Origin of the sequence: Amycolatopsis sp. M39, from assembly GCF_001651785.1 — a bacterium.
Lineage (GTDB): Bacteria > Actinomycetota > Actinomycetes > Mycobacteriales > Pseudonocardiaceae > Amycolatopsis > Amycolatopsis rubida.
On sequence record NZ_LWSF01000004.1, the window covers coordinates 195528 to 219871 of the forward strand.

The 24344-nt window shown below is 69.8% G+C and carries 19 protein-coding genes, 1 pseudogene and 1 riboswitch; of the genes and pseudogenes, 10 read left to right on the forward strand and 10 right to left on the reverse strand.

Annotated elements, in window-relative coordinates; all coding sequences use genetic code 11:
* Nucleotides 1-11 precede the first annotated feature (11 nt).
* The gene (locus A4R44_RS11535) at nt 12-377 is read right to left on the reverse strand and encodes a VOC family protein (protein ID WP_093574308.1); all 366 of its coding nucleotides are present in this window, start codon (nt 375-377) and stop codon (nt 12-14) included.
* A gap of 59 nt (nt 378-436) precedes the next feature.
* Between A4R44_RS11535 and A4R44_RS11540 the strand changes: the two genes are divergently transcribed.
* The 8 genes from A4R44_RS11540 to A4R44_RS11575 all read left to right on the forward strand — a co-directional run bounded on the left by A4R44_RS11540 (nt 437) and on the right by A4R44_RS11575 (nt 13274).
* A complete protein-coding gene (locus tag A4R44_RS11540; RefSeq protein WP_067579104.1) occupies nt 437-1270 on the forward strand; it encodes an enoyl-CoA hydratase-related protein in 834 nt (277 codons plus the stop codon).
* Nucleotides 1267-1872 (forward strand): acetoacetate decarboxylase family protein, encoded by a 606-nt coding sequence (locus A4R44_RS11545; protein WP_067579106.1) that lies wholly within the window; start codon nt 1267-1269, stop codon nt 1870-1872. Before A4R44_RS11540 ends, A4R44_RS11545 begins: the two co-directional genes overlap by 4 nt.
* A gap of 218 nt (nt 1873-2090) precedes the next feature.
* Nucleotides 2091-5054 carry a ribonucleoside-diphosphate reductase subunit alpha gene (locus A4R44_RS11550; RefSeq protein ID WP_067579108.1) on the forward strand — a complete coding sequence of 988 codons (2964 nt, stop codon included), beginning with the start codon at nt 2091-2093 and terminating at the stop codon, nt 5052-5054.
* A 10-nt stretch (nt 5055-5064) separates the two neighbouring features.
* Nucleotides 5065-6138: a ribonucleotide-diphosphate reductase subunit beta gene (locus A4R44_RS11555; protein ID WP_067579110.1), complete on the forward strand. Its 1074-nt coding sequence runs from the start codon at nt 5065-5067 to the stop codon at nt 6136-6138.
* A 302-nt stretch (nt 6139-6440) separates the two neighbouring features.
* Nucleotides 6441-6604: riboswitch (cobalamin riboswitch) on the forward strand.
* A gap of 108 nt (nt 6605-6712) precedes the next feature.
* On the forward strand, nt 6713-8986 hold the full coding sequence (metE, locus tag A4R44_RS11560; protein ID WP_067579112.1) for a 5-methyltetrahydropteroyltriglutamate--homocysteine S-methyltransferase: 2274 nt from the start codon (nt 6713-6715) through the stop codon (nt 8984-8986).
* A gap of 256 nt (nt 8987-9242) precedes the next feature.
* Nucleotides 9243-10646 (forward strand): cytochrome P450, encoded by a 1404-nt coding sequence (locus tag A4R44_RS11565; RefSeq protein WP_067580119.1) that lies wholly within the window; start codon nt 9243-9245, stop codon nt 10644-10646.
* 264 nt (nt 10647-10910) lie between these two features.
* Nucleotides 10911-12746, forward strand: a complete 1836-nt coding sequence (locus A4R44_RS11570) for a diguanylate cyclase domain-containing protein (RefSeq protein WP_067579114.1) — start codon at nt 10911-10913, stop codon at nt 12744-12746.
* A 69-nt stretch (nt 12747-12815) separates the two neighbouring features.
* Entirely contained in the window at nt 12816-13274 is a 459-nt protein-coding gene (locus A4R44_RS11575; RefSeq protein WP_067579116.1) for a peroxiredoxin, read from the forward strand.
* 400 nt (nt 13275-13674) lie between these two features.
* Here A4R44_RS11575 and A4R44_RS11580 read toward each other — a convergent pair whose 3' ends face one another.
* The 4 genes from A4R44_RS11580 to A4R44_RS11595 form a co-directional block, all read right to left on the reverse strand.
* Nucleotides 13675-14199, reverse strand: coding sequence for a GNAT family N-acetyltransferase (locus tag A4R44_RS11580; protein ID WP_198545254.1), 525 nt, complete (start codon nt 14197-14199; stop codon nt 13675-13677).
* A gap of 73 nt (nt 14200-14272) precedes the next feature.
* Nucleotides 14273-15466, reverse strand: a complete 1194-nt coding sequence (locus A4R44_RS11585; RefSeq protein WP_067579120.1) for an LCP family protein — start codon at nt 15464-15466, stop codon at nt 14273-14275.
* Nucleotides 15467-15574: 108 nt separating this feature from the next.
* Nucleotides 15575-16828, reverse strand: coding sequence for a cyclopropane-fatty-acyl-phospholipid synthase family protein (locus A4R44_RS11590; protein ID WP_067579122.1), 1254 nt, complete (start codon nt 16826-16828; stop codon nt 15575-15577).
* 89 nt (nt 16829-16917) lie between these two features.
* Nucleotides 16918-17658: an alpha/beta hydrolase gene (locus A4R44_RS11595; protein WP_232791574.1), complete on the reverse strand. Its 741-nt coding sequence runs from the start codon at nt 17656-17658 to the stop codon at nt 16918-16920.
* A 66-nt stretch (nt 17659-17724) separates the two neighbouring features.
* Here A4R44_RS11595 and A4R44_RS11600 point away from each other — a divergent pair, with 66 nt between their 5' ends.
* Nucleotides 17725-18453 (forward strand): SIS domain-containing protein, encoded by a 729-nt coding sequence (locus A4R44_RS11600; protein ID WP_067579124.1) that lies wholly within the window; start codon nt 17725-17727, stop codon nt 18451-18453.
* Nucleotides 18454-18507: 54 nt separating this feature from the next.
* Here the strand turns inward: A4R44_RS11600 and A4R44_RS11605 are convergent, their stop codons facing one another.
* Nucleotides 18508-20373 carry an ABC transporter ATP-binding protein gene (locus A4R44_RS11605; protein ID WP_067579126.1) on the reverse strand — a complete coding sequence of 622 codons (1866 nt, stop codon included), beginning with the start codon at nt 20371-20373 and terminating at the stop codon, nt 18508-18510.
* A gap of 257 nt (nt 20374-20630) precedes the next feature.
* On the opposite strand from A4R44_RS11605, the gene A4R44_RS11610 reads away from it, so the two are divergent.
* Nucleotides 20631-21941: a glycosyltransferase 87 family protein gene (locus A4R44_RS11610; protein WP_198545277.1), complete on the forward strand. Its 1311-nt coding sequence runs from the start codon at nt 20631-20633 to the stop codon at nt 21939-21941.
* On the opposite strand, the gene A4R44_RS11615 is transcribed toward A4R44_RS11610, so the two are convergent.
* From A4R44_RS11615 to A4R44_RS47845, 4 genes and pseudogenes are all read right to left on the reverse strand, one after another.
* Nucleotides 21928-22137, reverse strand: a complete 210-nt coding sequence (locus tag A4R44_RS11615; RefSeq protein WP_003071237.1) for a helix-turn-helix domain-containing protein — start codon at nt 22135-22137, stop codon at nt 21928-21930. The genes A4R44_RS11610 and A4R44_RS11615 overlap by 14 nt on opposite strands.
* A gap of 179 nt (nt 22138-22316) precedes the next feature.
* Nucleotides 22317-23291, reverse strand: a complete 975-nt coding sequence (locus tag A4R44_RS52295) for an ABC-F family ATP-binding cassette domain-containing protein (protein WP_369805896.1) — start codon at nt 23289-23291, stop codon at nt 22317-22319.
* 75 nt (nt 23292-23366) lie between these two features.
* Nucleotides 23367-23954: pseudogene (locus A4R44_RS52300) on the reverse strand (ATP-binding cassette domain-containing protein); the annotation flags it as partial.
* A gap of 158 nt (nt 23955-24112) precedes the next feature.
* On the reverse strand, nt 24113-24253 hold the full coding sequence (locus A4R44_RS47845; RefSeq protein ID WP_157904857.1) for a hypothetical protein: 141 nt from the start codon (nt 24251-24253) through the stop codon (nt 24113-24115).
* Nucleotides 24254-24344: the final 91 nt, after the last annotated feature.

The window sequence follows — 24344 nt, forward strand, 5'->3', positions numbered from 1 at the left end:
ACGGACCCCGGTCAGCCGCGCGAAGTGTCGATCACGCAGAACCGGTTGCCTTCCGGATCCGCCAGCACCACGAAATCCGGATCGTCCGGGTAAAGCGGCCAGTCCACCCGCCGCGCCCCCAGCTCCACCAGCCGAGAGACCTCCGCCGCCTGGTCCGTCGCGTCCCCCGCGTACAGGTCCAGATGCACCCGCGGCACCTCCTGCGCCGGCACCGAACTCCGCTGGAACGCCACCCTCGGCCCGGCGTCGTCAGCAGACTGCAGCACCACGAAGTCCGTCGCGTCGTCCCGCCGTACATACCCCAGCGCCGCGCTCCAGAACGAGACCGCGCGCTCCAGGTCCTCGGCTCCCAGCACCACCGTGCCCACCTTCAGCATCGCCCCAGCATGCTCCAGCTCTATTGACACTGCGAAAACAAGCGCCCTACCGTCCTTCCATGGACTCCTACGCGGAGATCGCCTACGAGGTCGCCGCCAAGGTCGCGACCGTCCTGCTCGACCGGCCCGAAGCCCGCAACGGCTACACGATCCGGATGGCCGGCGAACTCGCCCACGCCCTCGACCGGGCCGACCGCGACGAGGACGTCCGCGCGGTCGTGCTCGGGACCACCGGCAAGGACTTCTCCGTCGGAGCGGATCTCTCGTCCGGCGGCTTCGCCTTCGGCGACCGCCCGCCGGACGACTGGCAGGAACCGGCCGGCCGCGTGTCGAAGCGGATCTTCACCATGAACAAACCGGTGCTCGCCGCCTTGCGCGGGGCGTCCGTCGGCGCGGGCATCACCATCACGCTGTCCTGCGACTACCGGTTCGCCTCCAGCGACTCCAAGTTCGGCTTCGTCTTCACCCGCCGCGGCATCTACCCCGAAGGCGCGTCCGCGTGGTTCCTCCCCCGCCTCGTCGGGATGGGCGCGGCCGTCGACTGGATGGTCAGCGGACGGCTCTTCGGACCCGGCGAAGCGCTCCAGGCCGGGCTCGTCCACCAGATCCACGACCCCGGCGACGTCCTCGCGCAAGCACAGGCCAAGGCGAAGGAGATCGCCGAGACCACCGCCCCGGTCGCGGTGGCGGTCACCCGGCAGCTGCTCTACCGGATGGCCTCGGCCCCGTCGCCCTTCGACGTCCACCAGGTGGACTCGAAGCTCATCTCCCAGCTGGGCTCGAACCCCGACGCCGTCGAAGGCATCGCCTCCTTCTTCCAGAAACGCGCGCCCGAATTCCCGTTGCGCGTGGACCGGGACCTGCCGCCGTACCTTCCGTGGAGCAGCGAATGACCGAGTACCCGCCCGAACCGTGGCACCTCGCCGCCGACGCGTGCATCTCGATGTGGCGGGTCCCGGTCGACGAACTGCCCCGGCTGCCCGCCGAGCCCCTCGTTCTCGGCAACCAGGCCGCCGTCTTCACCGCCTGGATCGACTACCTGCCGTCCGGCCAGCTGAGCTACCACGAACTCCTGTCCTGCGTCGCCGTGCGCGGCCGCGGGCTCGCCGCGTCGATCACCGACATCTGGGTGGACAGCGAGATCTCGCGCGCGGGCGGGCGCGAACTGTGGGGCATCCCGAAGGAGCTGGCGGCCTTCACCTTCACCGGCGGGCGCACCTTCACCGCGGCGACCTCCGACGACTGGATCGCCACCGCGGCCTTCACCCCGCGCGCCGGGCTCCCGATCGCCCTCCCGGTACGCTTCGAGATCGCTCAGGACCGCGGCGGCAGCCCGCTGCGTACCCCGGTCGAGTGGCGTTCGAAGCCCCGCGCGGCGGCCGCGGACTGGTCGGTCAACCCGGCCGGACCGCTGGCGTATCTGGCCGGAAAACGGCCTGTGGCCAGTGCGGCGCCGGCTGCGACGAGGCTCCGTTTCGGATCTTGCCCTCGGTGATCGGATAACCCGCCAGGGTGAGACCGACACGCCATACCTTGGGGCGCGTGCGTGCCCGAACCCCAAGATGTAGTCTCTGGGAACCGGCAGCCCCCAGCGACGGGGAGACCGCTTGACGAGGGCGGCCGGGCTGTTTCGACGAAACCGCAGCGCATGGCCTTGCCTGGCCTTGTGCGGCTCGAACGCGCCCATTTTTCGAGGAACTGTTGGAGACACGTATGTCAGTGGAAACCGGTCAGCGGCCGCCGTCGGCGGCGGAGGGGGCCCCGAGCGCGGTCCGCGTCATCCGGCGGGACGGAAGCGTCTCGCCCTTCGACGCGGGCAAGATCTCGGTGGCGCTGACCAAGGCCTTCCTCGCGGTCGAGGGCGGCGACGCCGCCGCGTCCTCCCGCGTGCACCACGTCGTCGCCGAACTGACCGAGCAGGTCGAGGCGGCGCTGCTGCGCCACGCCGTCCCGGAGGCCGCGCTGCACATCGAGCAGATCCAGGACCAGGTCGAACTCGCCCTGATGCGCGGCGAACACCACAAGGTCGCCCGCGCCTACGTCCTCTACCGCGACGAGCGCGCGAAGGCCCGCGAGGCCGCCGCCCCGGAGTCGGCCGAGGTCACGCTGAGCGTGAAGGGGGCCGACGGCATCGTCCGCCCGCTCGACTGGGCCCGGGTGTCGCACGTCGTCGGCGAGGCCGTCGCCGGGCTTGACGACGTGTCCGCCGAGCCGGTGCTGGCCGAGGCCAAGCGCAACCTCTACGACGGCATCAGCGCCGACGAACTGGCGCTCGCGCAGGTGCTGGCCGCGCGCGTGCTCGTCGAGCAGGAGCCGAACTACTCGTTCGTGTCCGCCCGCCTGCTGCTGGACAAGCTGCGCGGCGAAGCGCTGAGCTACCTGGCGCGGAAGCCGCGTCAGGCCAGCCAGGACGAGATGGCGAGCGAGTACCCGGCGTACTTCCGCGCCTACCTGCGCCGCGCGGTCGAACTGGAACTGGTCGACGGCGAACTGCTGGGCTTCGACCTGGACAAGATCACCGCCGCCATTCACGCCGAGCGCGACCTCGACTTCGGCTTCCTCGGCCTGCAGACGCTGTACGACCGGTACTTCCAGCACCACAACGGCGTGCGGTTCGAGCTGCCGCAGGCGTTCTTCATGCGCGTCGCGATGGGCCTGGCGATCCGCGAGGACAACCGCGAAGCCCGCGCGATCGAGTTCTACGAACTCCTGTCGACGTTCCACTTCATGGCGTCCACCCCGACGCTGTTCAACAGCGGCACCAACCGCGCCCAGCTGTCGTCCTGCTTCCTGACCACTGTGGACGACGACCTGGACTCGATCTTCCAGGCGTACAAGAACAACGCGCTGCTGGCCAAGTACTCCGGCGGCCTCGGCAACGACTGGACCCCGGTCCGCGGCCTCGGCGCGCACATCAAGGGCACCAACGGCCAGTCCCAGGGCGTCGTGCCGTTCCTGAAGATCGCCAACGACACCGCGGTCGCGGTCAACCAGGGCGGCAAGCGCAAGGGCGCGGCGTGCGCGTACCTGGAGACCTGGCACGTGGACATCGAGGAATTCCTCGACCTGCGCAAGAACACCGGCGACGACCGGCGGCGCACGCACGACATGAACACCGCCAACTGGGTCCCCGACGAGTTCCTGCGCCGCGTCGAGGCGAACGCCGAGTGGACGCTGTTCTCGCCGAACGAGACGCCGGACCTGCACGACCTCTACGGCAACGCGTTCGCGCAGCGCTACCGCGAGTACGAGGCGGCCGCCGCGCGCGGCGAGATCAAGGTGTTCCGCAAGGTCCGCGCGGTCGAACTGTGGCGGCGGATGCTGACCATGCTGTTCGAGACCGGCCACCCGTGGATCACCTTCAAGGACCCGTGCAACCTGCGTTCGCCGCAGCAGCACGTCGGCGTCGTGCACTCGTCCAACCTGTGCACCGAGATCACGCTGAACACGAACGCCGAAGAGGTCGCGGTCTGCAACCTCGGCTCGGTGAACCTGCTCAAGCACGTCACCCCTGAAGGGCTCGACACCGAGCGGCTTGAGAAGACCGTGCGCACCGCGGTCCGGATGCTCGACAACGTGATCGACATCAACTTCTACACGATCCCGGAGGCGCGCCGTTCCAACCTGCGCCACCGTCCGGTCGGCCTGGGCATCATGGGCTTCCAGGACGCGCTGTTCGAGCTGGGCGTGCCGTTCGCGTCCGCCGACGCGGTGAAGTTCGCCGACGTCTCGATGGAGCACCTCTCCTACTACGCGATCTCGGCCTCGACCGATCTCGCACAGGAGCGCGGCCAGTACCAGACGTTCGAGGGTTCCTTGTGGAGCAAGGGAATCCTGCCGATCGACTCGATGCAGCTGCTCATCGACGCCCGCCAGGGCGACGGCCTCGACGTCGACACCTCCACGACGCTGGACTGGGCCCCGCTGCGCGAGCGCGTCAAGACCGTCGGCATGCGCAACTCGAACGTGATGGCGATCGCGCCGACCGCGACGATCTCCAACATCTCCGGCGTCGGCCAGTCGATCGAGCCGCTGTTCCAGAACCTCTACGTCAAGTCGAACATGTCCGGCGACTTCACCGTCGTCAACCCGCACCTGGTCAAGAGCCTCAAGGCGCGCGGCCTGTGGGACGAGGTCATGGTCAGCGACCTGAAGTACTTCGACGGCAGCCTCGGCCAGATCGACCGCGTGCCCGACGACCTCAAGGCGCTGTACGCGACCGCTTTCGAGATCGAGTCGAAGTGGATCGTGGACGCCGGTTCGGTGCGGCAGAAGTGGATCGACCAGGCGCAGTCGCTGAACCTCTACATCGCGGCTCCGAGCGGCCGCAAGCTCGACGAGCTGTACCGCTACGCCTGGCACAAGGGCCTCAAGACCACGTACTACCTGCGGGCGCAGTCCGCGACGCACGTGGAGAAGAGCACCCTGCGCGGCACCGACGGCAAGCTGAACGCCGTCTCCGCCACCCCGGCCCCGGCCGCCGCGCCGTCCCCGGCCCCCGCCCCGGCGGCTTCGCCGTCGCCGTCGCCTTCCGCCGCGGTTCCGGCTGCCTCCCCCGCGCCGTCGCCCTCCCCGGCCGCGGAGCCGAAGGAGATGCCCGCGACCGACGTCGACTTCGTCGCGACCGAGGGCGCGGCCTGCCGGATCGACGACCCCGACTGCGAAGCCTGCCAGTAAGGAAACCCTGATGACCAACGTGGAAACGACGGACGCGACCGGTCTCGGCGAGATCGAGGTCGGCGCGGCCCGGATCAACGTCGACGACAAGCGCATGATCAACGCGCGCGCCGACGTCAACCAGCTGCTGCCGATGAAGTACCGGTGGGCCTGGGACAAGTACCTCGCGGCGTGCAACAACCACTGGATGCCGACCGAGGTCGCGATGCAGGCCGACATCGCGCTGTGGAAGTCGACCGACGGCCTCACCGAGGACGAGCGGCAGATGCTCAAGCGCAACCTCGGCTTCTTCGCCACGGCGGAGTCCTTGGTGGCCAACAACATCGTGCTCGCGGTGTACCGGCAGATCACCAACCCGGAGTGCCGCCAGTACCTGCTGCGCCAGGCCTTCGAGGAGGCCGTGCACACGCACACCTTCCAGTACATCTGCGAAAGCCTCGGCCTGGTCGAGGGCGAGCTGTTCAACATGTACCGCGAGGTCCCGTCCATTTCGGAAAAGGACGCGTGGGCGCTGAAGTACACGCAGAACCTGGAGAACCCGGACTTCGAGACCGGCACGCCGGAAGCCGACCAGGCGTTCCTGCGCGACCTCGTGGCGTTCTACGTGATCTTCGAGGGCATGTGGTTCTACACCGGTTTCGCGCAGATCCTGTCGCTGGGCAGGCGGAACAAGATGGTCGGCATCGCCGAGCAGTACCAGTACATCCTGCGCGACGAGTCGATCCACCTGAACTTCGGCATCGACTGCATCAACCAGATCAAGATCGAGAACCCGCACCTGTGGACCGAGCAGTTCCAGGCCGAGGTGCGCGGGATGCTGCAGGACGCGTGCGAACTCGAGGTCTCCTACGCCCGCGACACCATGCCGCGCGGCATGCTCGGCCTGTCGGCCGACCTGTGCGAGCAGTACATGCACTTCATCACCGACCGGCGCGCCCAGCAGATCGGCCTGTCCCCGATCTACGGCGAGAACGAGAACCCGTTCCCGTGGATGTCGGAGGCGATGGACCTGAAGAAGGAGAAGAACTTCTTCGAAACCCGCGTCATCGAATACCAGTCCGGCGGCGCCCTGGACTGGGACTGACCACACGATGAAACTCGGCCGTGCCCTGGCAACCAGCCAGGGCACGGCCGAGTTCTTTCACCCGAACAAAACCGCACAGCCCGCCCACACCCCCGTGCAGCCAGCCCCCGCCCTGCACCCCGATACGAAGCCTCCCTGCACAATCCGGCTTCGGGGTGCTCCACGCCCCCAGCGCAATGTCGCCGCCAGGCGACGAGCAGCTTCTCACCCCCCGAGACACCCACCCCGCCTTGTACCAAACCCGCTAAACTCGCCTACGCCACTGGTTCGCCAGGACGCAGCCAAGCTCTCCCGACGGCCGCGTCCTGACGAGGCAACAGGGAACCCGGTGCGATTCCGGGACTGCCCCGCAGCGGTATGTGGGAACGAAAGCTGTCACCGCGAACGCGGTAAAGCACTGGGCGCCCCGCCCGGGAAGCGACAGCCGGTAGGCACGAGCGGTACGCCCACGAGTCCGAATACCTGCCACTGGCACGCACGCCGACGGCGTGCGTGAGTCCGGGCCTCGCGGGACAAGGCGCGACCGAAGCACGGTGTTTTCGCGTGCCCGGGCTCTTCCGGCGAGCACGTGAGGATGCATGCTGTGAACACGATCGGCACCACGATTCTCGGCTACCCGCGAATCGGCCCGTCCCGGGAGCTGAAACGGGCGCTGGAGTCCTACTGGGCGGGAAAGAGCGCCGAGGAAGACCTGCTGACCACCGGGCGGCAGCTGCGCGAACAGACCTGGACCACCCTGCGCGACCAGGGCCTCGACTCGATCCCGTCCGGCACTTTTTCGCTTTACGACCAGGTATTGGACACCGCCGCGCTGTTCGGCGCGCTGCCGGAGCGCTTCACCCGGCTCGGGCTGTCGCCGCTGGACACCTCCTTCGCCGCCGCGCGCGGGGTACCGGACGCGCCCGCGCTCGAAATGACGAAGTGGTTCGACACCAACTACCACTACCTCGTCCCGGAGCTGGGCCCGGATTCCCGGTTCTCGCTCACCGGCACCGCGCCGGTCGACGAGGTCCGCGAGGCTCGCGCGCTCGGCATCACGCCGCGTCCGGTGCTCGTCGGACCGGTCACTTTCCTGCTGCTGTCGAAATCGACCCAGCCCGGGTTCGAACCGCTGGAACTGCTGGACGAACTGCTGCCCGCGTACGCCGGACTTCTGGGCAAGCTGGCCGACGAGGGCGTCGAGTGGGTCCAACTGGACGAACCGGCATTCGCCGCGGACCGGACGACACCGGAGTTCAACGCGCTCACTCGCGCGTATCACGTGCTGGCCAAGGAAAAGCACCGGCCGAAGCTGCTGGTGGCCGGGTATTTCGGCGGCCTCGGCCGGGCACTGGGCGTCCTGGCCCGCTCCCCCGTCGAAGCGGTGGCCGTCGACCTGGTGACCGATGAGTCCTTTGTGGATCAAGTCGCGGCGGAAGGAGCCTTGCGAGACAAGGAGGTCCTCGCCGGTGTCGTGGACGGGCGGAATGTCTGGCGCACGGATCCAGGCGTCGCACTGTCCCGCGCGGCGCGCTTGAAGGACGCCGCGGCACACGTGAGCGTGTCGACGTCGTGCTCGCTGCTGCATGTGCCCTACGACGTGGAAGCGGAGACAGATCTCGACCCGCGGCTGAAGAGCTGGCTCGCCTTCGCGCGGCAGAAGGTCGACGAGGTCGTCCTGCTCGGCCGGGCGCTGCGCGGCGAAGACGTCGACCTCGGTCCGGCACGGGCCGCAGTCGCCGACCGGGCCGGAGCCGCCGAGCTGAGCGACGCCGACGTCCGGGCCCGCGTCGCGGCACTCCGACCAGAGGACACCGTCCGCGCACCCTACGCGGAACGGGCCGCGGCACAACAGAAATCCCTGAACCTGCCACCCCTGCCGACCACCACGATCGGCTCCTTCCCGCAAACCGGCGAGGTGCGCCGAGCCCGAGCCGCACACCGCGCGGGCAAGCTCGGCGACGGCGCGTACCGCGACGCGATGCGCACCGAGATCGAGCGCGTCGTGCGGTTGCAGGAAGACCTCGGCCTCGACGTCCTCGTGCACGGCGAGCCCGAGCGCAACGACATGGTCCAGTACTTCGCCGAACAGCTGACCGGCTTCGCGGCGACGGCCCTCGGCTGGGTCCAGTCGTACGGATCCCGGTGCGTCCGGCCGCCGATCCTGTTCGGCGATGTCTCCCGGCCGAAACCGATGACCGTGGACTGGGCGCGCTACGCGCAAAGCCGCACCGACCGTCCGGTGAAGGGCATGCTGACCGGCCCGGTCACCATCCTGGCGTGGTCGTTCGTCCGCGACGACCAGCCGCTGGCCGACACCGCACGCCAGGTCGCGCTGGCCGTCCGGGACGAGGTCGCGGACCTGGAGGAGGCCGGGATCCGCATCGTGCAGGTCGACGAACCCGCGTTGCGCGAACTGCTGCCGCTGCGCGCGGCGGACCGCGAGGCGTACTTCGGCTGGGCGGTGCCCGCGTTCCGGCTGGCCACCTCGGGCGTCGCGGAAACGACGCAGATCCACACGCACATGTGCTACTCGGAATTCGGCGACGTGCTGCCCGCGATCGACGCCCTCGACGCCGACGTCACCAGCATCGAAGCTGCCCGCTCGAAGATGGAAGTGCTCGCCGATCTGAACGAAGCGGGCTTCGGCCGCGGCGTCGGGCCCGGGGTGTACGACATCCACTCGCCGCGCGTGCCGGACCGGGACGAGGTGGCCGGCCTGGTGCGCACGGCGCTCGGCGCGGTTCCGGCGGAGCGGTTGTGGATCAACCCGGACTGCGGCCTCAAGACCCGCGGTTACGCCGAGGTCGAACCGGCGCTGCGGCATCTGGTCGGCGCGGCCCGGGAACTGCGCGCCGAACCTCGCTGACCCGCACCGGTGCCGGGCAGCGCGGCCCGCTGCCCGGCACCGGTCCGAGGATCACCCGAACGGCAGCCCGCGAGGTATTGTCATCGCGTCAATAACAGGGGACCGTGGAGGCGGCCGATACCCGTGCCGGGAGGTGGTCGCCATGGCGGACGTGACCGGAAAGACGAGACTCCCGACGGCGGGCGGCGCGCTCGGCAAGGTCGCCAACGCCGGGAGCGACGGCGTCACGCGGCTGTCGGAAAACCTGCGCGGGAAAATGCCGCCGCTGACCGCGATCCCGTTGCCGCGCAAGGTCGACGAACGCTGGCTCGGCGCGCGCTGGCCGGTCCGCGAACTCGCGGCTCCCCCGGCGGGCAGCGGCCTGGAACCGGTGCTCGGCGACGACGGGCCGCCGCTGATCGGCCACACGCTCGACGGGATGCGCTTCGGCCTCGACTTCAGCCTGCACCGCTTCGAACAGTTCGGCCCGGTGTCGTGGATGGGCGTGTTCGGCCAGCGGATCGTGACGCTGTCCGGGCCCGAGGCCACCCAGGCCGCGCTCGTCAACAAGGACAAGGCGTTTTCCCAGGAGGGCTGGAAGTTCTTCATCGAGCGGTTCTTCGAACGCGGGCTGATGCTGCTCGATTTCGGCGAGCACCGCCTGCACCGGCGGATCATGCAGGAGGCGTTCACCCGCGACCGGCTCCGCGGCTACGTCGCGCAGATGGGTCCGGCGCTGCGCGAAGGAGTCGCCGCGCTGCCGTCCGGCCGGCCCCGGCTGTACTGGGCGTTCAAACAGCTGACGCTGGACGTCGCGACGCAGGTTTTCATGGGCATGCGCTCCGCCTCCGACGCCGAGCGCATCAATCGCGCGTTCGTGGCCGCTGTGCGCGCCGGTACCGCCGTGGTGCGTTATCCGGTGCCTGGCGGTCGCTGGGCCGCGGGTTTGCGCGGCAGGCGGACGCTGGAGCGCTATTTCGGCGAGAACCTGGCGGCCAAGCGCGAGGCGGACGGCGACGACCTGTTCTCCGCGCTCTGCCACGCGGTTTCCGAGGACGGCGACCGGTTCAGCGACGCCGACATCGTCAACCACATGATCTTCCTGATGATGGCCGCGCACGACACGACCACCATCACCGCCAGCGCGATGGCCTACTACCTCGCCAAACACCCCGAATGGCAGAACCGCGCCCGGGAGGAGTCGCTGCGCCTCGGCGACGACCTGCCGGACCTCGAAGCACTGGAAAGCCTCGAAACGCTGGATCTGGTGATGAAGGAGGCGCTGCGGCTGCGCGCGCCGGTGCCGTCGCTGGCGCGAAAGACCACAAAGGACACTGCCGTCCTCGGCCATTACCTGCCGGAAGGCACGATGGTCGCCGTGTCGCCGACGCTGAACCACTACTCCCCCGAGCACTGGACCGAGCCGCGGCGCTTCGACCCCGAGCGGTTCGGCCCGGACCGCCGAGAGGACAAATCGCACCGGTTCGCGTGGATGCCCTTCGGCGGCGGCGCGCACAAGTGCATCGGGCTGCAGTTCGGCGGCCTGGAGGTGAAAGCGCTCCTGCACGAGCTGCTGCGGGCGCACCGCTGGTCGGTGCCCGAGGACTACGTCGCCAAGTGGGACTACGTCTCGCTTCCGGTGCCCGCCGACGGACTGCCGGCCCGGCTGGCCTATCGTTGACGGCCGCCGAGCGGGACAGAAAGGTCGACAGCTGGAGACAAAACCGCAGTACAAGCCACCTTCGTGTACTCAAGGTGACTTGATGTCACCAGTTGTGTAGTACCCATCACTCGTTCAGCCGGTAGACACCCTGTTTGGTCCGTGATGCCGTGGCATCACTTGCGGCCAACTCGTACCCAGTGTGGGTCTTCGGATCCTCCGCACCGGGCCTGAGCTGGTCTTTGTCCGCGTATGAAGAGGTGGAGTGTGCCGGAGCCTGGTGCCATGCCAGGGTTGGTCGACGTCGCGCGCAAGTACGCGGCGGCGCTGACCGACACCAACGGAGTAACGCTCCCTCCCGCCGAGGTGGAGCGGCTCCTGCTCGACTTCGCCGGCGAGGTCGCCGCGCGTCCCGAGGACGCGGGCGCCACGCGCCGGTTCACCGCGCTCTTCTCCTCCGCGCCGCTGGGCATCGCGCTCACCGACCCGGACGGGACCGTCGTCGAAGCGAACGGCGCGCTGGCCCGGTTGCTCGGCACGTCGACGACCGCGTTGCGGGACAAGCACATCGCGGATCTCGCCGCCGGTCCGCAGGACGCCGAACGGCTGCGCGCCGCGCTTGAGGGCCTGCCGCTCACCGCCGACGCGCGCCGGACCGTCCAGAGCGTGCAGCTCGGCCACAGCCGCGACGGCGAACTCACCACGAACGTCACGCTCGCCGCACTGCCCGGCGACCGGCCGGGCACGTACTTCCCGGTGGTCATGGCCGCCGATGACGACGACCTGCACCTGCTCGGCGAACGGCTGCGCCACCAGAACCTGCACGACCCGCTGACCGGACTGCCCAACAGCGCCGCGTTCACCGCCCAGCTGGAGCTCGCGCTCGGCTCGGGCGGCTCCGACGAGATCGCCTTGCTGTACCTGGACATCGACGGGTTCAAGGTGATCAACGACGGACTCGGCGCCGGCATGGCCGACCAGGTGCTGAAGGCGATCTCGCGGAAGCTGAAGGCGGTGTTCGCCGGCCAGCACGACGGCTACGTCGCGCGGCTGTCCGGCGACGGCTTCGCGGTGCTGCTGCTCGGCCCGGAGCTGACCGCGCAGGAGACGGTCGTGCTGGCCGACCGGGTGCTGGAGGAGTTCAGCGAGCCGGTGTACGTCGGCGAGCACGGCATCGGCGTCAGCGCGAGCATCGGGATCGTCGTGCGCCCGGCGAACGAAGGCAGCCACGGCGATCTGCTGCGCGCGGCCGAGCTGGCGCTGCACCGCGCCAAGGAGGCGGGCAAGGCGCAGTGGATGCTGTTCGACCCGCAGCTCGACGCACGGGACCGCAGCCGCTACCAGCTCGGCGCGGTGATCGCCGGTGCGCTGGAGAACGGCGAGTTCTCGCTGATCTACCAGCCGACGGTCAAACTCGCGAAGCCGGACGAGATCGCCGCGGTGAACGCCGGACTGCTCTGGAGCCACCCCGAACGCGGCGAACTCGGCCCCGAGGAGTTCTACCCGCTCGCCCAGACCACCGGAATGACCGTGCCGCTCGGCAAATGGCTGCTGCAGGAATCGCTCGGCGCGACCGCGCGCTGGCGCGAGCAGTACGGCCCCGCCGCGCCGGACGTCTGCATCCGGCTGCCGAAGCGGCTGGCCATCGACCAGGACCTGGTGCTGCTGGTCAAGGACCAGCTCGACCGGCACCGCCTGCCCGCGCGAGCGCTGCGGCTGTGCATCGACCGCGCGTCGATGTTCGACGGCGAGGGCGAGGTGCTGGACTCGTTCACCGTGCTCGCCGACCTCGGCGCGCAGCTCGTGCTCACCATCTCCGGATCGTCCGACCTTGAGCTGATCCCGCGCTACCAGCTCCCGGTCAAGCACGTCATCCTGAGCGGCCCGGTCGTCGACGCACTGGCCGGCCCCGACCCCGCCGAGACCGACGTGCGGCATCTGTCGCAGCTGGTCACGCGGGCGAAGGAACTGGGGCTGCGGATCGGCGCGGAGGGCGTGCGCGACGACGCTCATGCCGGACGCCTCCGGGAACAGGGCGTGCTGGCGGCGCGGGGTTCGTTCGTGGCGGAGTCCGCGACCGGCGACGAGGTCGACGAAATGATCGCCCGGCACGCCAGCTGACCCATCCGCCGCCTGCCCGGCTCCGAACTACTGGGCACGACGACCTTTTCCTGGAAGGACCCCTCCGCGATGCAGCCCGGCGACCTCGCCCCCGATTTCACCCTCCCCGACGACCAGGGCGCCGAACGCACCCTGTCGGCCCTGCTCGCCGACGGCCCGGTCGTGCTGTTCTTCTACCCGGCCGCGATGACGAGCGGCTGCACCGCGGAAAGCTGCCACTTCCGGGACCTGGCCGCGGAATTCGCCGAGGCGGGCGCCCAGCGGGTCGGCATCAGCCCGGACGCCGTCGGCAAGCAGCGCGAGTTCTCCGCGAAGCACGGTTTCGACTACCCGCTGCTGTCCGATGTGGACGGCACGGTGGCGAAGCAGTTCGGCGTGTGGCGCAAAATCCTGCCCCTGCACACGAAACGGCAGACGTTCGTGATCGGGACGGACCGGCGGGTGCTGGACGTGATCAAGAGCGAACTGAACTTCACGACGCATGCTGACCGGGCGTTGCAGGTGCTTCGGGAGCGCGCGGACGCCTGAGCGCCCCCAGCTCGCGGAGCGAAAGCCACGCGCCTGTCCGCCAGCCGGTGCTCCGCGTCGCCCTGGCGAGCGCCGCTACCGCGAACCCGCCACACACCGCGCTATCGAGAAAACCCCGATGCGGCATTGGGCGCACGCAATGCGCCCCATGCGGCAGTGGGCGCGAGCGACGCACCCAATGCGGCGTTCGGTGCGTCAGACGCATCCCAATGCGGCACTGGGCGCATTGGCCGAAGCGGCGCGCCACCCTCCGCGGAGGGTGGCGGAAAGTCGGCGGCACGCGGTTTCTCCTCCCAACCGCCGCGCCGGGCGCGTGAACGTCCGTGAGGGGAACCCTGAGGGAATCTGATTCCCTCAGGGTTCCCCTCACGGACTTCTGCCGGAAGCAGCGGCAGAACGCCTACCCGGCCCGCTCAAGCCGCCACACCACATTCACCCCGCTGCAGGCCGACGGAAGCCTCCCCTCGGCTTTCTCCTCCCCCGCCCGCGCGAACCCCAGCCGCTCCGGAACCGCGCCGCTGCGGACGTTCCGCGCATCGTGCTTGATCAGCACCTGCGAAGCGCCCAACCGCCAGGCCAGCGCGACCAGCAGAGCGCTCGCCCGGGTCACATACCCCTTGCCGGTCTGGCTCTTCGCGAGCCAGTACCCGATCTCCCACCCGTCCTCGCGACGCATCAGCCCGCAACTGCCCGCCAGCTCGGCATCCGGGCTATAGATCGCGTAGTTGTACTCCTCGCCGCTCTCCCACTGCGCGGCCGCGCGCGCCAAGAACTCGTCCCCCTTGGCCTGGTCGTAGCCGTCGATCGCCCAGGGCATCCAAGCGGCCAGATGGTCCAGGGATCCCACGACGGTCTCCACCTGCACGTCGCGATGGTCCGGGCGCCAGCGAACGAGGGTGACCACACCGTCGGCGAGAGTGTCCATGCGAGCCATCCTGACAGCAGAAACGGCGGCAGGCTCGCGAATTTCGCGAAGCCCGCCGCCGTCCGGCCCACTGTCAGTTCATCACGACGTCCGGCGGCACCTCAGTGTCGTTCTTCAGCGCGTCGAACAGCTGCGCGGACTTCTTCTTGTCCCAGTGCTGCGCCGAAGCGTCGGTGATCGGCATCGTCGTGGTCGTGACGCCGTCGGACGAGATGCCGCGCATCGCGATCGCCAGGCCGGCCAGGTTGTGCACGTGGTCGCCGGTGTCCATGGTCAGCGCGTCCGGCGCGGAGCCGAGCAGCGGGAAGAAGTCGAACGGGTTCAGCAGCGTCCCGGGACTCGCCACCTGGCTCACCAGCGCGCCGATGAACTTCCGCTGGTTCGCGACCCGGTCGAGGTCCGAGCGCGGCGTCGCCTCGGCGTGCCGCATCCGGACGAAGCCGAGCGCCGAGCGTCCGTCGAGCTTCTGGCAGCCCGCCTTGATGTCGATGCCGGTCATCGGGTCGTTCATGTCCTTGTCGATGCACATGTCGACCCCGCCGATCGCGTCGACGATGTTCGCGAAGCCGCCGAACCCGATCTCCGCGTAGTGGTCCATGCGCAGGCCGGTGGCCTGCTCGACCGTCTGGACCAGCAGTTTCGGCCCGCCGAGCGCGAACGCGGAGTTGATCTTGCCCGTGCTGTGGCCGGGGATCTTCACCTGCGAGTCGCGCGGCAGGCTCAGCAGCGTCGGCTTCGTCGAGTTGTCCGGCAGGTGCGCGATCATGATCGTGTCGGTGCGCTGGCCGCCCGCCTCGCCCTCGTCGCCGGTGGCCAGCCGCTCCTCGTCCTGCGCGGTCAGGCCCTGGCGGCTGTCCGAGCCGACGATCAGCCAGTTCGTGCCGGACGCGGCGGCCGGGCGCCCGGAGTAGTCGCCGATCGCGTCCACCCGGTTGATGCTGAACTCCAGATACGCCCAGATCGCGCCGACGAACAGCACGACCACGATCAGCAGCGTCATCAGGATCTTGCCGACGCTCCATCGGCGGCGACGGCGCGGCCGCGGCTGCCGGCCCCCGTACTCCGGCGGGTCCTGCCTCGGCGGGGCGGGCGGCGGAGCCGGGGCCTCGCCGCGCGAGCCCATCGGCCGGGTGCGGGCGTCGTAGGGACTCTGCCCTCTCCCCGGCAGCGGCAGCATCTGCGCCCGCTGCTGCTGGCGCGGGCGTGCGGGGGGCTGCGGTGGCCTGGGCGGCATCCGCCGCCTGCCGTCGTCGCCTCCGTACGTCATGGCCTGTCTCCCCGATCCGGTGGGTGTGGCCGCGCAGGATCCTGCACGGTCCTCCTGCGGTGGACGTGCGGGACCCTACGCGGGTTGTCCCGGCGGGGTGCGGCGGCCTCAGCGCGGGTCGGCGAACCCGAACTGGTGGACCTTCAGATGCCCCGACCGGAACCCGGCCTCGGAGTAGGCGAGGTAGAACTCCCACATCCGCCGGAACACGTCGTCGAACCCGAAGCCGCGGATGTCGTCCCAGCGCTGCTGGAAGCGGTCCCGCCACAGCTTGAGCGTGCGGGCGTAGTCCTGGCCGAACTCGCGCATCCCGGCCAGCTTCAGCCGGGTGTTGTCCCGCATCCCGTCCTCGATCGCCTGCACCGACGGGATGATGCCGCCGGGGAAGACGTACTTGTGGATCCACGTGTAGGACCTGGCCGAGGCCAGCATCCGGTCGTGGTCCATGGTGATCGCCTGGAGGCCGAACTGCCCGCCGGGGCGCAAGCGCTTGCCGATCGTGGAGAAGAACGTCGGCCAGTAGGACGCGCCGACCGCCTCGATCATCTCCACGCTGACCACCGAGTCGTACTCGCCGGTGGCCTCGCGGTAGTCGCACAGCCGCACGTCGACGCGGTCGGACAGGCCGGCTTCGGCGATCCGCGCGTCGGCGAGCGCCTTCTGCTCCTGCGAAATGGTCAGCGACGTGACCTTCGCGCCGCGCGAGGCCGCGCGGATGGACAGTTCACCCCATCCGGTGCCGATCTCCAGCACCTCGCTGCCTTGGCGCACGCCGGCGTAGTCGAGCACGCTGTCGAGCTTGCGGTGCTGCGCCCGGGTGAGCGTGTCCCCGGGCCCGAACAGCGCCGAGGAGTACATCATCGACTCGTCCAGGAACGCGCTGAACAGGTCGTTCGACAGGTCGTAGTGGCGGTGGATGTTCGACCGCGCGCCCTCGATCGTGTTCTCTTCCGCGGAGGGCTGCATGCGCTCGGCGAACCGGCGGAACCGCTGCAGGAAGGGCGGCACGAGCGTGGCGAGCCGCTCGGCGAACGGCGTGAGGACGCCTGCCAGGTCGTCCGCGGTCCAGTCGCCGACCAGGTATGCCTCGCCGAAGCCGATCTTCGCGTCGGCTCCGAGCCGGTGGAAGAACGCCGAGGGCCGGTGGATGCGCATCTCCGGCGCGTCCGGGCCGCCCGCGCCGAGCACCGTGCCGTCCGGGAACGACACCCGCACGTCCAGCGTTTTCACCGCGTGCCGGAACAGTGCCTCGGCCGCGCGCGCCCGCAACGGCGAATGCGGCGGCTCGGCGAGACCGGGCCATCGGGATTCGTCGGGCACCGGCTGCGAGACCACCGTCGGATCGACTCGTGACGTGGACAAGACACTCCCTCCGAACGGGCTTTCGAGCCCTTCCCCATGATATTCCCGCTTCGTCCCCGCTGCCCTCGCGACCGGGCCGCGCCCTCCGGTTACCCCGGAATGCGCAACCGGTCGCCGGAAGGGCGGGACCAGGCCTGACGAAGAGTCTCGTCCGTCTCGCCCACTCCGATCCGGTCCAGTGTGAAAGCACACATCAGCCGGGTCCAGACCGCGGGACGGCGGACCATCGAGTGCCCCTCGCCCGCGATCTCGAACCGCGCGACCAGGTCGGTGACCTCGCGGGCGCGCGCGGCGAAGGCGTAGGACTCGGCGGGTGAGGTCATCCGGTCGCGGGTGCCGTGCGCGATCAGCACCGCGCGACCCGCGACGGCGTCCACCGGCTCGCCCTGCGGCGTCCACGGAGCCATCGCGCACACCCCGGTCACCGCCGGATCGTCGGCGACGCGCAGCGCGACCCGGCCGCCCATCGAATGGCCGACGAGGACCACGGGCAGCCCGGGATGGCCGGCGCGGATCTGCTCCAGGGCCCATCGGGCGTCCGGCACCGGGCTTTCCGCCCGCCCGTTCCAGCCGTACAGCCGGTTCCGCATCAGCCGGACTTCCAGGCCGTGCCGTTTTCCGGCGCGGTGCAGCGAGCGGGCCAGCGGCACCATCCGCTGGTACGCCAATCGCCACGGCCGGACGGCCGCCGTGCTGCGTTCGGCCCCGCCGTGCAGCACGAGCGCCACCGCGCGGGTCTGCCCGGGGGCCCGCCACACCCGCACGGCCGGCTCCGCCCGGCCGCTTTGCCGCTTCCCGTTCACCGGAACCCCCGTTTCGATCAACTCCACGGTAATCCACCACGAAGCGTGTCCACCCGATAGATTCGGTGCCCGGACCCGTGAGGAAGGGCAGGTGTGGTGAGCGCCACGGATCTCGTGAAGAGCACTTCGGACCAGCTTGCGGCGGCCGCGGAGGCCAATGCCGCGCAGGTGTCCGCCGCCGCCGATCTGCTGCTGGGGGTGATCCGGGCCGACGCGCTGGTCTTCACCGCGGGCGCCGGGCACTCGCTCGCCGCGGTCGCCGAGACGTTCTACCGCGCGGGCGGGCTCGCCTGCGTGTATCCGGTGTACCACCCGGAACTGCTGCCGCTGCACGGCGCGCGGCAGAGCACGCGGACCGAGCGCCGTTCCGGGCTCGCCGAGGAGGTGCTGGCCGAACGCGCGCCGGGACCGGACGACGTGCTGGTCGTGTTTTCCACCTCCGGGGTGAATCCGTACCCGGTCGAACTGGCCGCCGGGGCGCGCCGCCGGGGCGCCTCGGTGATCGCCGTGACGTCGCGGGCGTGCGTGGCCGCCGCGCCGCGCCGGTCCGCCACGACGCTGGCCGAGGAAGGCACGGTGGTGCTGGATTCGCTGGTGATTCCCGGCGATGCCAGCTATCCGGCGTCCGCGCCGAGGACCGGCCCGCTGTCCACTGTGGTCAATGCGTTTCTGTGGAACTTGATCCTGGCCGAGGTGCATGACCGGGGTGCCGCCGAGGGGCTCGACGTTCCGTTGTGGCGCAGCTCCAATGTGGAGGGTGGCGACGCGGCGAACGCGGCGCTGCTGGCCAAGTACGGGCCCCGGGTGCCTGCCCTGCGCTGAGGAGATCGGGAGTGTTGATCACGGTTCTCACCGTGATCAACACTCCCGAGCCCCCTACGCCGCGGCAGGTTCCTCCGCGAACTGCGTGTGGTACAGCTCCGCGTACCGCCCCTCCCGCTCCAGCAGTTCTTCGTGCGTCCCGCGCTCCACGATGTCCCCGTTTTCCACCACCAGGATCAGATCCGCCGCCCGCACGGTCGACAGCCGGTGCGCGATCACCAGCGACGTCCGGCCTTCCAGCGCGCCGGTGAGCGCTTCGCCCACGGCGGCCTCGGATTCCGAGTCCAGGTGCGCGGTCGCCTCGTCCAGCACCACGACCTTCGGCTGCGCCAGCAGCAATCGCGCGATGGTGAGCCGCTGCCGTTCGCCGCCGGAGAGCCGGTAGCCGCGTTCGCCGACGGTCGTGTCCAGTCCGTCCGGCAGCGAATGCACCAGCGCGCCCAGCCGCGCCTTCTCCAGCGCGGCCCAGATCTCGTCGTCGGCGACGTCCGGGCGCGCGTAGCTCAGGTTGGCGCGGATCGTGTCGTGGAACAGGTGCCCGTCCTGGGTCACCACGCCGACGGTTCCGCGCAGCGAACCGAAACTCAGGTCCTTGACGTCCACATCGGACAGCCGGACCGAGCCGGCGTCCACGTCGTAGAGCCGCGGCAGCAGCGAAGCGATCGTCGACTTGCCCGCACCGGACGAACCGACCAGCGCGACCATCTGCCCGGCTTCGGCTCGGAAGCTGATGCCGTGCAGCACCTCCTCGCCGCCCCGGCTGTCCAAAGTGGCCACGTCCTCCAGCGAGGCGAGCGAGAACTTGTCCGCCGCCGGGTACCCGAACTTCACGTCGGAGAACTCGACCGAAACCCCGCCCTCGGGCAGCTTCTCCGGCTCGGCGGGCTCCTTGATCATCGGTTCCAGGTCCAGCACCTCGAAGACCCGCTCGAACGACACCAGCGCGGTCATCACGTCCACGCGCACGTTCGCGAGCGCGGTCAGCGGCGTGTACAGCCGGGTCAGCAGCAGCGCCAGCGCCACCACGGTGCCCGGTTCGAGCTTGCCGGTGAGCGCCAGGTAGCCGCCGAGGCCGTAGACCAGCGCCTGGGCGAGCGCGGACACGAGCGTCAGGCTCGTCATGAACCAGCGCGTCAGCATCGCGGTGCGGACGCCGATGTCGCGCACCCGTCCGGCGCGCTGCCCGAAGTCGGCGACCTCCTGGCGCGGCCGCCCGAAGAGCTTCACCAGCGTGGCGCCCGGCGCGGAGAACCGTTCGGTCATCTGCGTGGTCATCCCGGCGTTGAGCTGCGCGGCCTCGCGCTGCAGTCCGGCCATGCGGCGGCCGAGCCGCCGGGCGGGCAGTACGAAAATCGGCAACAGCACCAGGGCGACGAGGGTGACCTGCCACGAGAGCGACATCATCACCACGAGCGACAGCACCAGCTGGATCACGTTGGTGACCAAACCGGACAAAGTCGCGGTGAAGGTGCGCTGCGCGCCGATCACGTCGTTGTTGAGCCTGCTGACCAGCGCACCGGTGCGGGTGCGGGTGAAGAACGCGATCGGCAGCTTCTGCACGTGCTCGAACACCGCCACGCGCAGGTCGTAGATGATCCCCTCGCCGATCCGCGCCGACTGCCTGCGTTCGGCGAGGCCGAACCCGGCGTCGAGGATCGCGAGCACCGCGATCACCACCGACAGCCAGACGACCACGTTCAGCTCGTGCCCGCCGACGATCGCGTCGACCACCTTGCCCGCGAGCACCGGCGTCGTCACCGCCAGCACCGCCGAGATCACGGTGAGCACCAGGAAGGCCAGCAGCCGCTTCCAGTGCGGCCGGGCGAACCGCGCGACCCGGCGGACCGTGCCGCGGGTCAGCGCTTTCGGCTCGTCGCCCGCCCGCATCGCGGAGCTCAGCAGCGCCCAGGTGTTGTCCATCGGAAGGTCCCCCCAGCGGTAAAAACCTCTAGATTACTTGAACTTTTTTCCGGAGATGCCCTGCACAACACCGGGGCGACCGGCATTCTTCCCGAAGTCGGTGAAGGACTCCCCGGAAGACCCGGATTCCCTCAAGGAGTCCTTCACCGGCCGGGGGGCCAGCGCGGGCCACAGGCGGTGGGATCCGGCGCGGCCCGGCTCGGTAGCCTGGCGTTTCGGGTCGGCGAGCCGGGGAGGAAACGCGGGTGCAACTGCTGATGGCCCCTGCGCGCGCCGAGGCGGCCCATCCGGTGCGCGTCGCCGCCTGGGATCTCGTCTTCTATCTCGGCTGCTTCGCCTTCGCGCTCGGCACCGCGCTCGCTTCGGAGTTCTACGGCTACCGGATCTGGGGCGATTTCGCCGTCGCCGGATACGGATTGGCCGCCGCGCACAGCGCCTGGCTGACGATTTCCGCGCGCCGCGGAAGGCAAACTAACGGCAAATTCGGCTCGCGCTGGATCGGCATCGGGGCGGTGGTCGTGCTCGCGATGTGCGCGCCGCTGCTCATGCTCGTGGTCCGGCGGCTGACCGGAACCGACTGGCTGATCACCCCGTTCTCCTGGGCCGCGCAACCCGAGGTGTGGGTGATCGAACGCAGCGCGGACCTGTTGCTGCGGAACGGAACCCCGTACATCGACATCGCCGCGCTCCACCGCGCACCGGAAGTGAACGACTACACGCCGTACGGCCCGGTGATGACCGTTTTCGGGCTGCCGCGCGCGTTGTTCGGCGGCAGTCCAGTCCTCAATGCACTGACCGACGCGCGCTGGATGTTCGCGCTGGCCGCGGCGATCTGCGCGTACGCGTCGTGGCGGCTGCTGAACCGGCCCCGGGTCCCGGTTTTCGCCGCACAGCTCGCGATCGCCTGTCCGCTGACCGCGCTGACCTGGGCGGTGGCCGGACCGGACCTCGCGATCGTGGGCCTGCTCGTGCTGACGTTCGCGCTGGCCGCCTCCGGCCGTCCAGGATGGACCGGGTTCGTGCTGGCGCTGGTGATCAGTGCGAAACTCATCGTCGCGCCTGCCGCCGCGGTGCTCGCGGTATTCGTTTATTGGCGTGCTCGCGGCGAAAATCCTTGGGCGGCACCAGGTCGCTTCGCGGGTGCGCTGGCCGCGACGACGATCGCGCTGCATCTTCCGGTGTATCTGGCGAACCCGGCGGCGTTCACCGAGCACGTGATCCGGTTCCCGCTCGGCATAGGGGCGGTCCGCTCCCCCGCGGCGAGCCCGCTGCCCGGGCATCTGATCGCACAGGCCGGGCCGGCCGGCACCGTGATTTCCCTGGTGCTGGTGGGTCTCGCGGCGGTGGCGATGCTGATCTGGCTGGCGCGCCGGCCCCCCGCGACGGGATCCGCTGCACTGACGCGAACCGCCGTCGGACTCGGCGCGTTGATCCTGCTTACCCCGGCCACCCGGTACGGCTACCTCGTGTACCCGCTGGTACTCCTCGGCGCCGCGCTGACCTTCCGGACAACCGGTCCGACCGTGCGCCCCCCGCGCAGCGGCCGCGCTGACGCTACTTCTTCTTGACTCGCGTGGCCCCGCCGCGCCCCCGCAGCTGGACCCCGGACTCCGACAGCACCCGGTGGACGAACCCGTAGGACCGTCCAGTGGATTCGGCCAGCGCCCGGATGCTCGAGCCCTTCTCGTATTTCTTCTTCAGGTCAGCGGCCAGCTTGTCGCGCGTGTTGCCGGTGATCCGCGCGCCTTTCTTGAGATCAGCCACGTCGATCGCCTTCCCGCCGAGTGGTTGTTCCGGGCCATTCGCGGCCCCTGCCGGGGCAATGATCGAACACTACGCGCCGGATTGCCAGACGACAGCCGTAAAACGATCGAAACCGCGATCACATTGGGCCATTCCAGTGCCGTGCCCGACACGGTAAGCACCCGAACGGACGCACTCGGTCAGGCAAGTTGGACAAGTTCCAGATACTCCGCGGACCAGTGGTCCTCGGTTCCGTCCGGAAGCAGGATCACGCGCTCGGGTTCGAGCGCCTCGACCGCGCCCGGGTCGTGCGTCACCAGCACGACCGCGCCGGCGAAGCTGCGCAGCGCGTCGAGCACCTGGGCGCGGCTGGCCGGGTCCAGGTTGTTCGTCGGTTCGTCCAGCAGCAGCACATTGGCTTGGCTGGACACGAGTCCAGCGAGCGCGAGCCGGGTCTTCTCGCCGCCGGACAGGGTTCCGGCGGGCTGGTCCAGCTGTTCCCCGGTGAAGAGGAACGAGCCGAGCAGGTTCCGCAGCTCCTGCGCGCCGGTGTCCGGCGCGAGATGGCGGATGTTTTCCCACACCGACGCTTCGTGGTCGAGCGTTTCGTGTTCCTGTGCGTAATAGCCCAAACGCAATCCGTGACCCGGTTCGACAGAGCCGGTGTCCGGCGTTTCCATTCCGCCGAGCAGCCGGAGCAATGTCGTCTTTCCGGCTCCGTTCAATCCGAGCACCACGACCTTCGAGCCGCGGTCGATCGCCAGATCGACGCCGGTGAAGATCTCAAGCGAACCGTACGACTTGGACAGTCCGTCGGCGGTCAGCGGCGTGCGCCCGCACGAGGCCGGGTCCGGGAACTTGATCCGGGCGACCTTGTCCGCCTGGCGCGTCTCGTCCAGCGAGGAGAGCATCTGCTCCGCACGCCGGGCCATGTTCTTGGCCGCGACGGCCTTGGTCGCCTTCGCGCCGAGCTTCGCGGCCTGCGCCTGCAGCGCGGACGCCTTCTTCTCGGCGTTCGCGCGCTCGCGGCGGCGGCGCTTCTCGTCGGTGGCGCGCGCGTCGAGGTAGCGCTGCCAGCTCATGTTGTAGATGTCGATCTCGCCGCGCGTGGCGTCGAGGAACCACACCTTGTTCACGACGTCGCCGAGCAGTTCGACGTCGTGGCTGATCACCACGAGCCCGCCGTCGTGCTGCTTGAGGAAGCCGCGCAGCCAGTTGATCGAATCGGCGTCGAGGTGGTTGGTCGGCTCGTCCAGCAGCAGGATCGTCTCGGATTTGCCGCCCGCGCCCGCCTCGGCGGCGGCGAACAGGATCCGTGCCAGCTCGACGCGGCGGCGCTGGCCGCCGGACAGCGTGCTGAGCGTCTGGGACAGGATGCGGTCGGCGAGGCCGAGGTTCGAGCAGATCCGCGCCGCCTCGCTCTCCGCGGCGTACCCGCCGAGCGAGGAGAACCGCTCTTCGAGCCGCGCGTAGCGGTTGATCGCCTTGTCCCGCTGCTTGTCGTCGACAAGCTCGGACATCGCGGTCTGCGCCTTTTCCATGTCGCGCAGCAGGGTGTCGAGCCCGCGCGCGGACAGCACGCGGTCCTTCGCGGTGACCGACAGGTCGCCCTCGCGCGGGTCTTGCGGCAGATAGCCGAGTTCGCCGCTGCGCCGGACGTCGCCGGCGTGCGGTTCGCCCTCGCCCGCGAGGACCTTCAGCGAGGTGGTCTTGCCCGCGCCGTTGCGGCCGACGAGGCCGATGCGGTCGCCGGACTGGATGCGGAGGGTGGCGCCGTTGAGCAGGATGCGCGAACCGGCGCGCAGCTCAAGGCCAGTAGCCGTGATCAAGAGAACTCCCGGAGACGGGGGTGGTCAGATGGACGTGCTGAAGCGCCCCGGCACCGCGTGCGATGCGGGGCGGGCGGCTACTCTCTCTGAATCCACACCAATGCCCGGATGACCACGAACCCAGTGTACGGGTCGGCGTCGAACGGTTTTCGCGGCCGTGTCCGGATTCACTCGCGCCCTGCTGTTCGATCCCTCACCACCAGCTCGACGGCACGCGCTCGCTGCGCGGCTTCGGCCGGCACCTGGTGGAGCGGTTCGGCCCGGTCGAACAGCTTCCCCAGCCGCCGGCCGAGCACCGCAGCGTCCACTTCGGACAGTCTGGACGGCAGGGCTTCGCGTCCCGGGCGGCTGAATGCGGTGCGGCCCGCGCCTGGCCTTCGCGGCGGCGGGCGAACGAGC

Bases quoted from the DNA above. Each gene is read 5' to 3' on its own strand.
- A4R44_RS11535 (WP_093574308.1), bottom strand. From the start codon at position 377: ATGCTGAAGGTGGGCACGGTGGTGCTGGGAGCCGAGGACCTGGAGCGC.
- A4R44_RS11540 (WP_067579104.1), top strand. From the start codon at position 437: ATGGACTCCTACGCGGAGATCGCCTACGAGGTCGCCGCCAAGGTCGCG.
- A4R44_RS11545 (WP_067579106.1), top strand. From the start codon at position 1,267: ATGACCGAGTACCCGCCCGAACCGTGGCACCTCGCCGCCGACGCGTGC.
- A4R44_RS11550 (WP_067579108.1), top strand. From the start codon at position 2,091: ATGTCAGTGGAAACCGGTCAGCGGCCGCCGTCGGCGGCGGAGGGGGCC.
- A4R44_RS11555 (WP_067579110.1), top strand. From the start codon at position 5,065: ATGACCAACGTGGAAACGACGGACGCGACCGGTCTCGGCGAGATCGAG.
- metE (WP_067579112.1), top strand. From the start codon at position 6,713: ATGCATGCTGTGAACACGATCGGCACCACGATTCTCGGCTACCCGCGA.
- A4R44_RS11565 (WP_067580119.1), top strand. From the start codon at position 9,243: ATGCCGCCGCTGACCGCGATCCCGTTGCCGCGCAAGGTCGACGAACGC.
- A4R44_RS11570 (WP_067579114.1), top strand. From the start codon at position 10,911: ATGCCAGGGTTGGTCGACGTCGCGCGCAAGTACGCGGCGGCGCTGACC.
- A4R44_RS11575 (WP_067579116.1), top strand. From the start codon at position 12,816: ATGCAGCCCGGCGACCTCGCCCCCGATTTCACCCTCCCCGACGACCAG.
- A4R44_RS11580 (WP_198545254.1), bottom strand. From the start codon at position 14,199: ATGGACACTCTCGCCGACGGTGTGGTCACCCTCGTTCGCTGGCGCCCG.
- A4R44_RS11585 (WP_067579120.1), bottom strand. From the start codon at position 15,466: ATGACGTACGGAGGCGACGACGGCAGGCGGCGGATGCCGCCCAGGCCA.
- A4R44_RS11605 (WP_067579126.1), bottom strand. From the start codon at position 20,373: ATGGACAACACCTGGGCGCTGCTGAGCTCCGCGATGCGGGCGGGCGAC.
- A4R44_RS11610 (WP_198545277.1), top strand. From the start codon at position 20,631: ATGGCCCCTGCGCGCGCCGAGGCGGCCCATCCGGTGCGCGTCGCCGCC.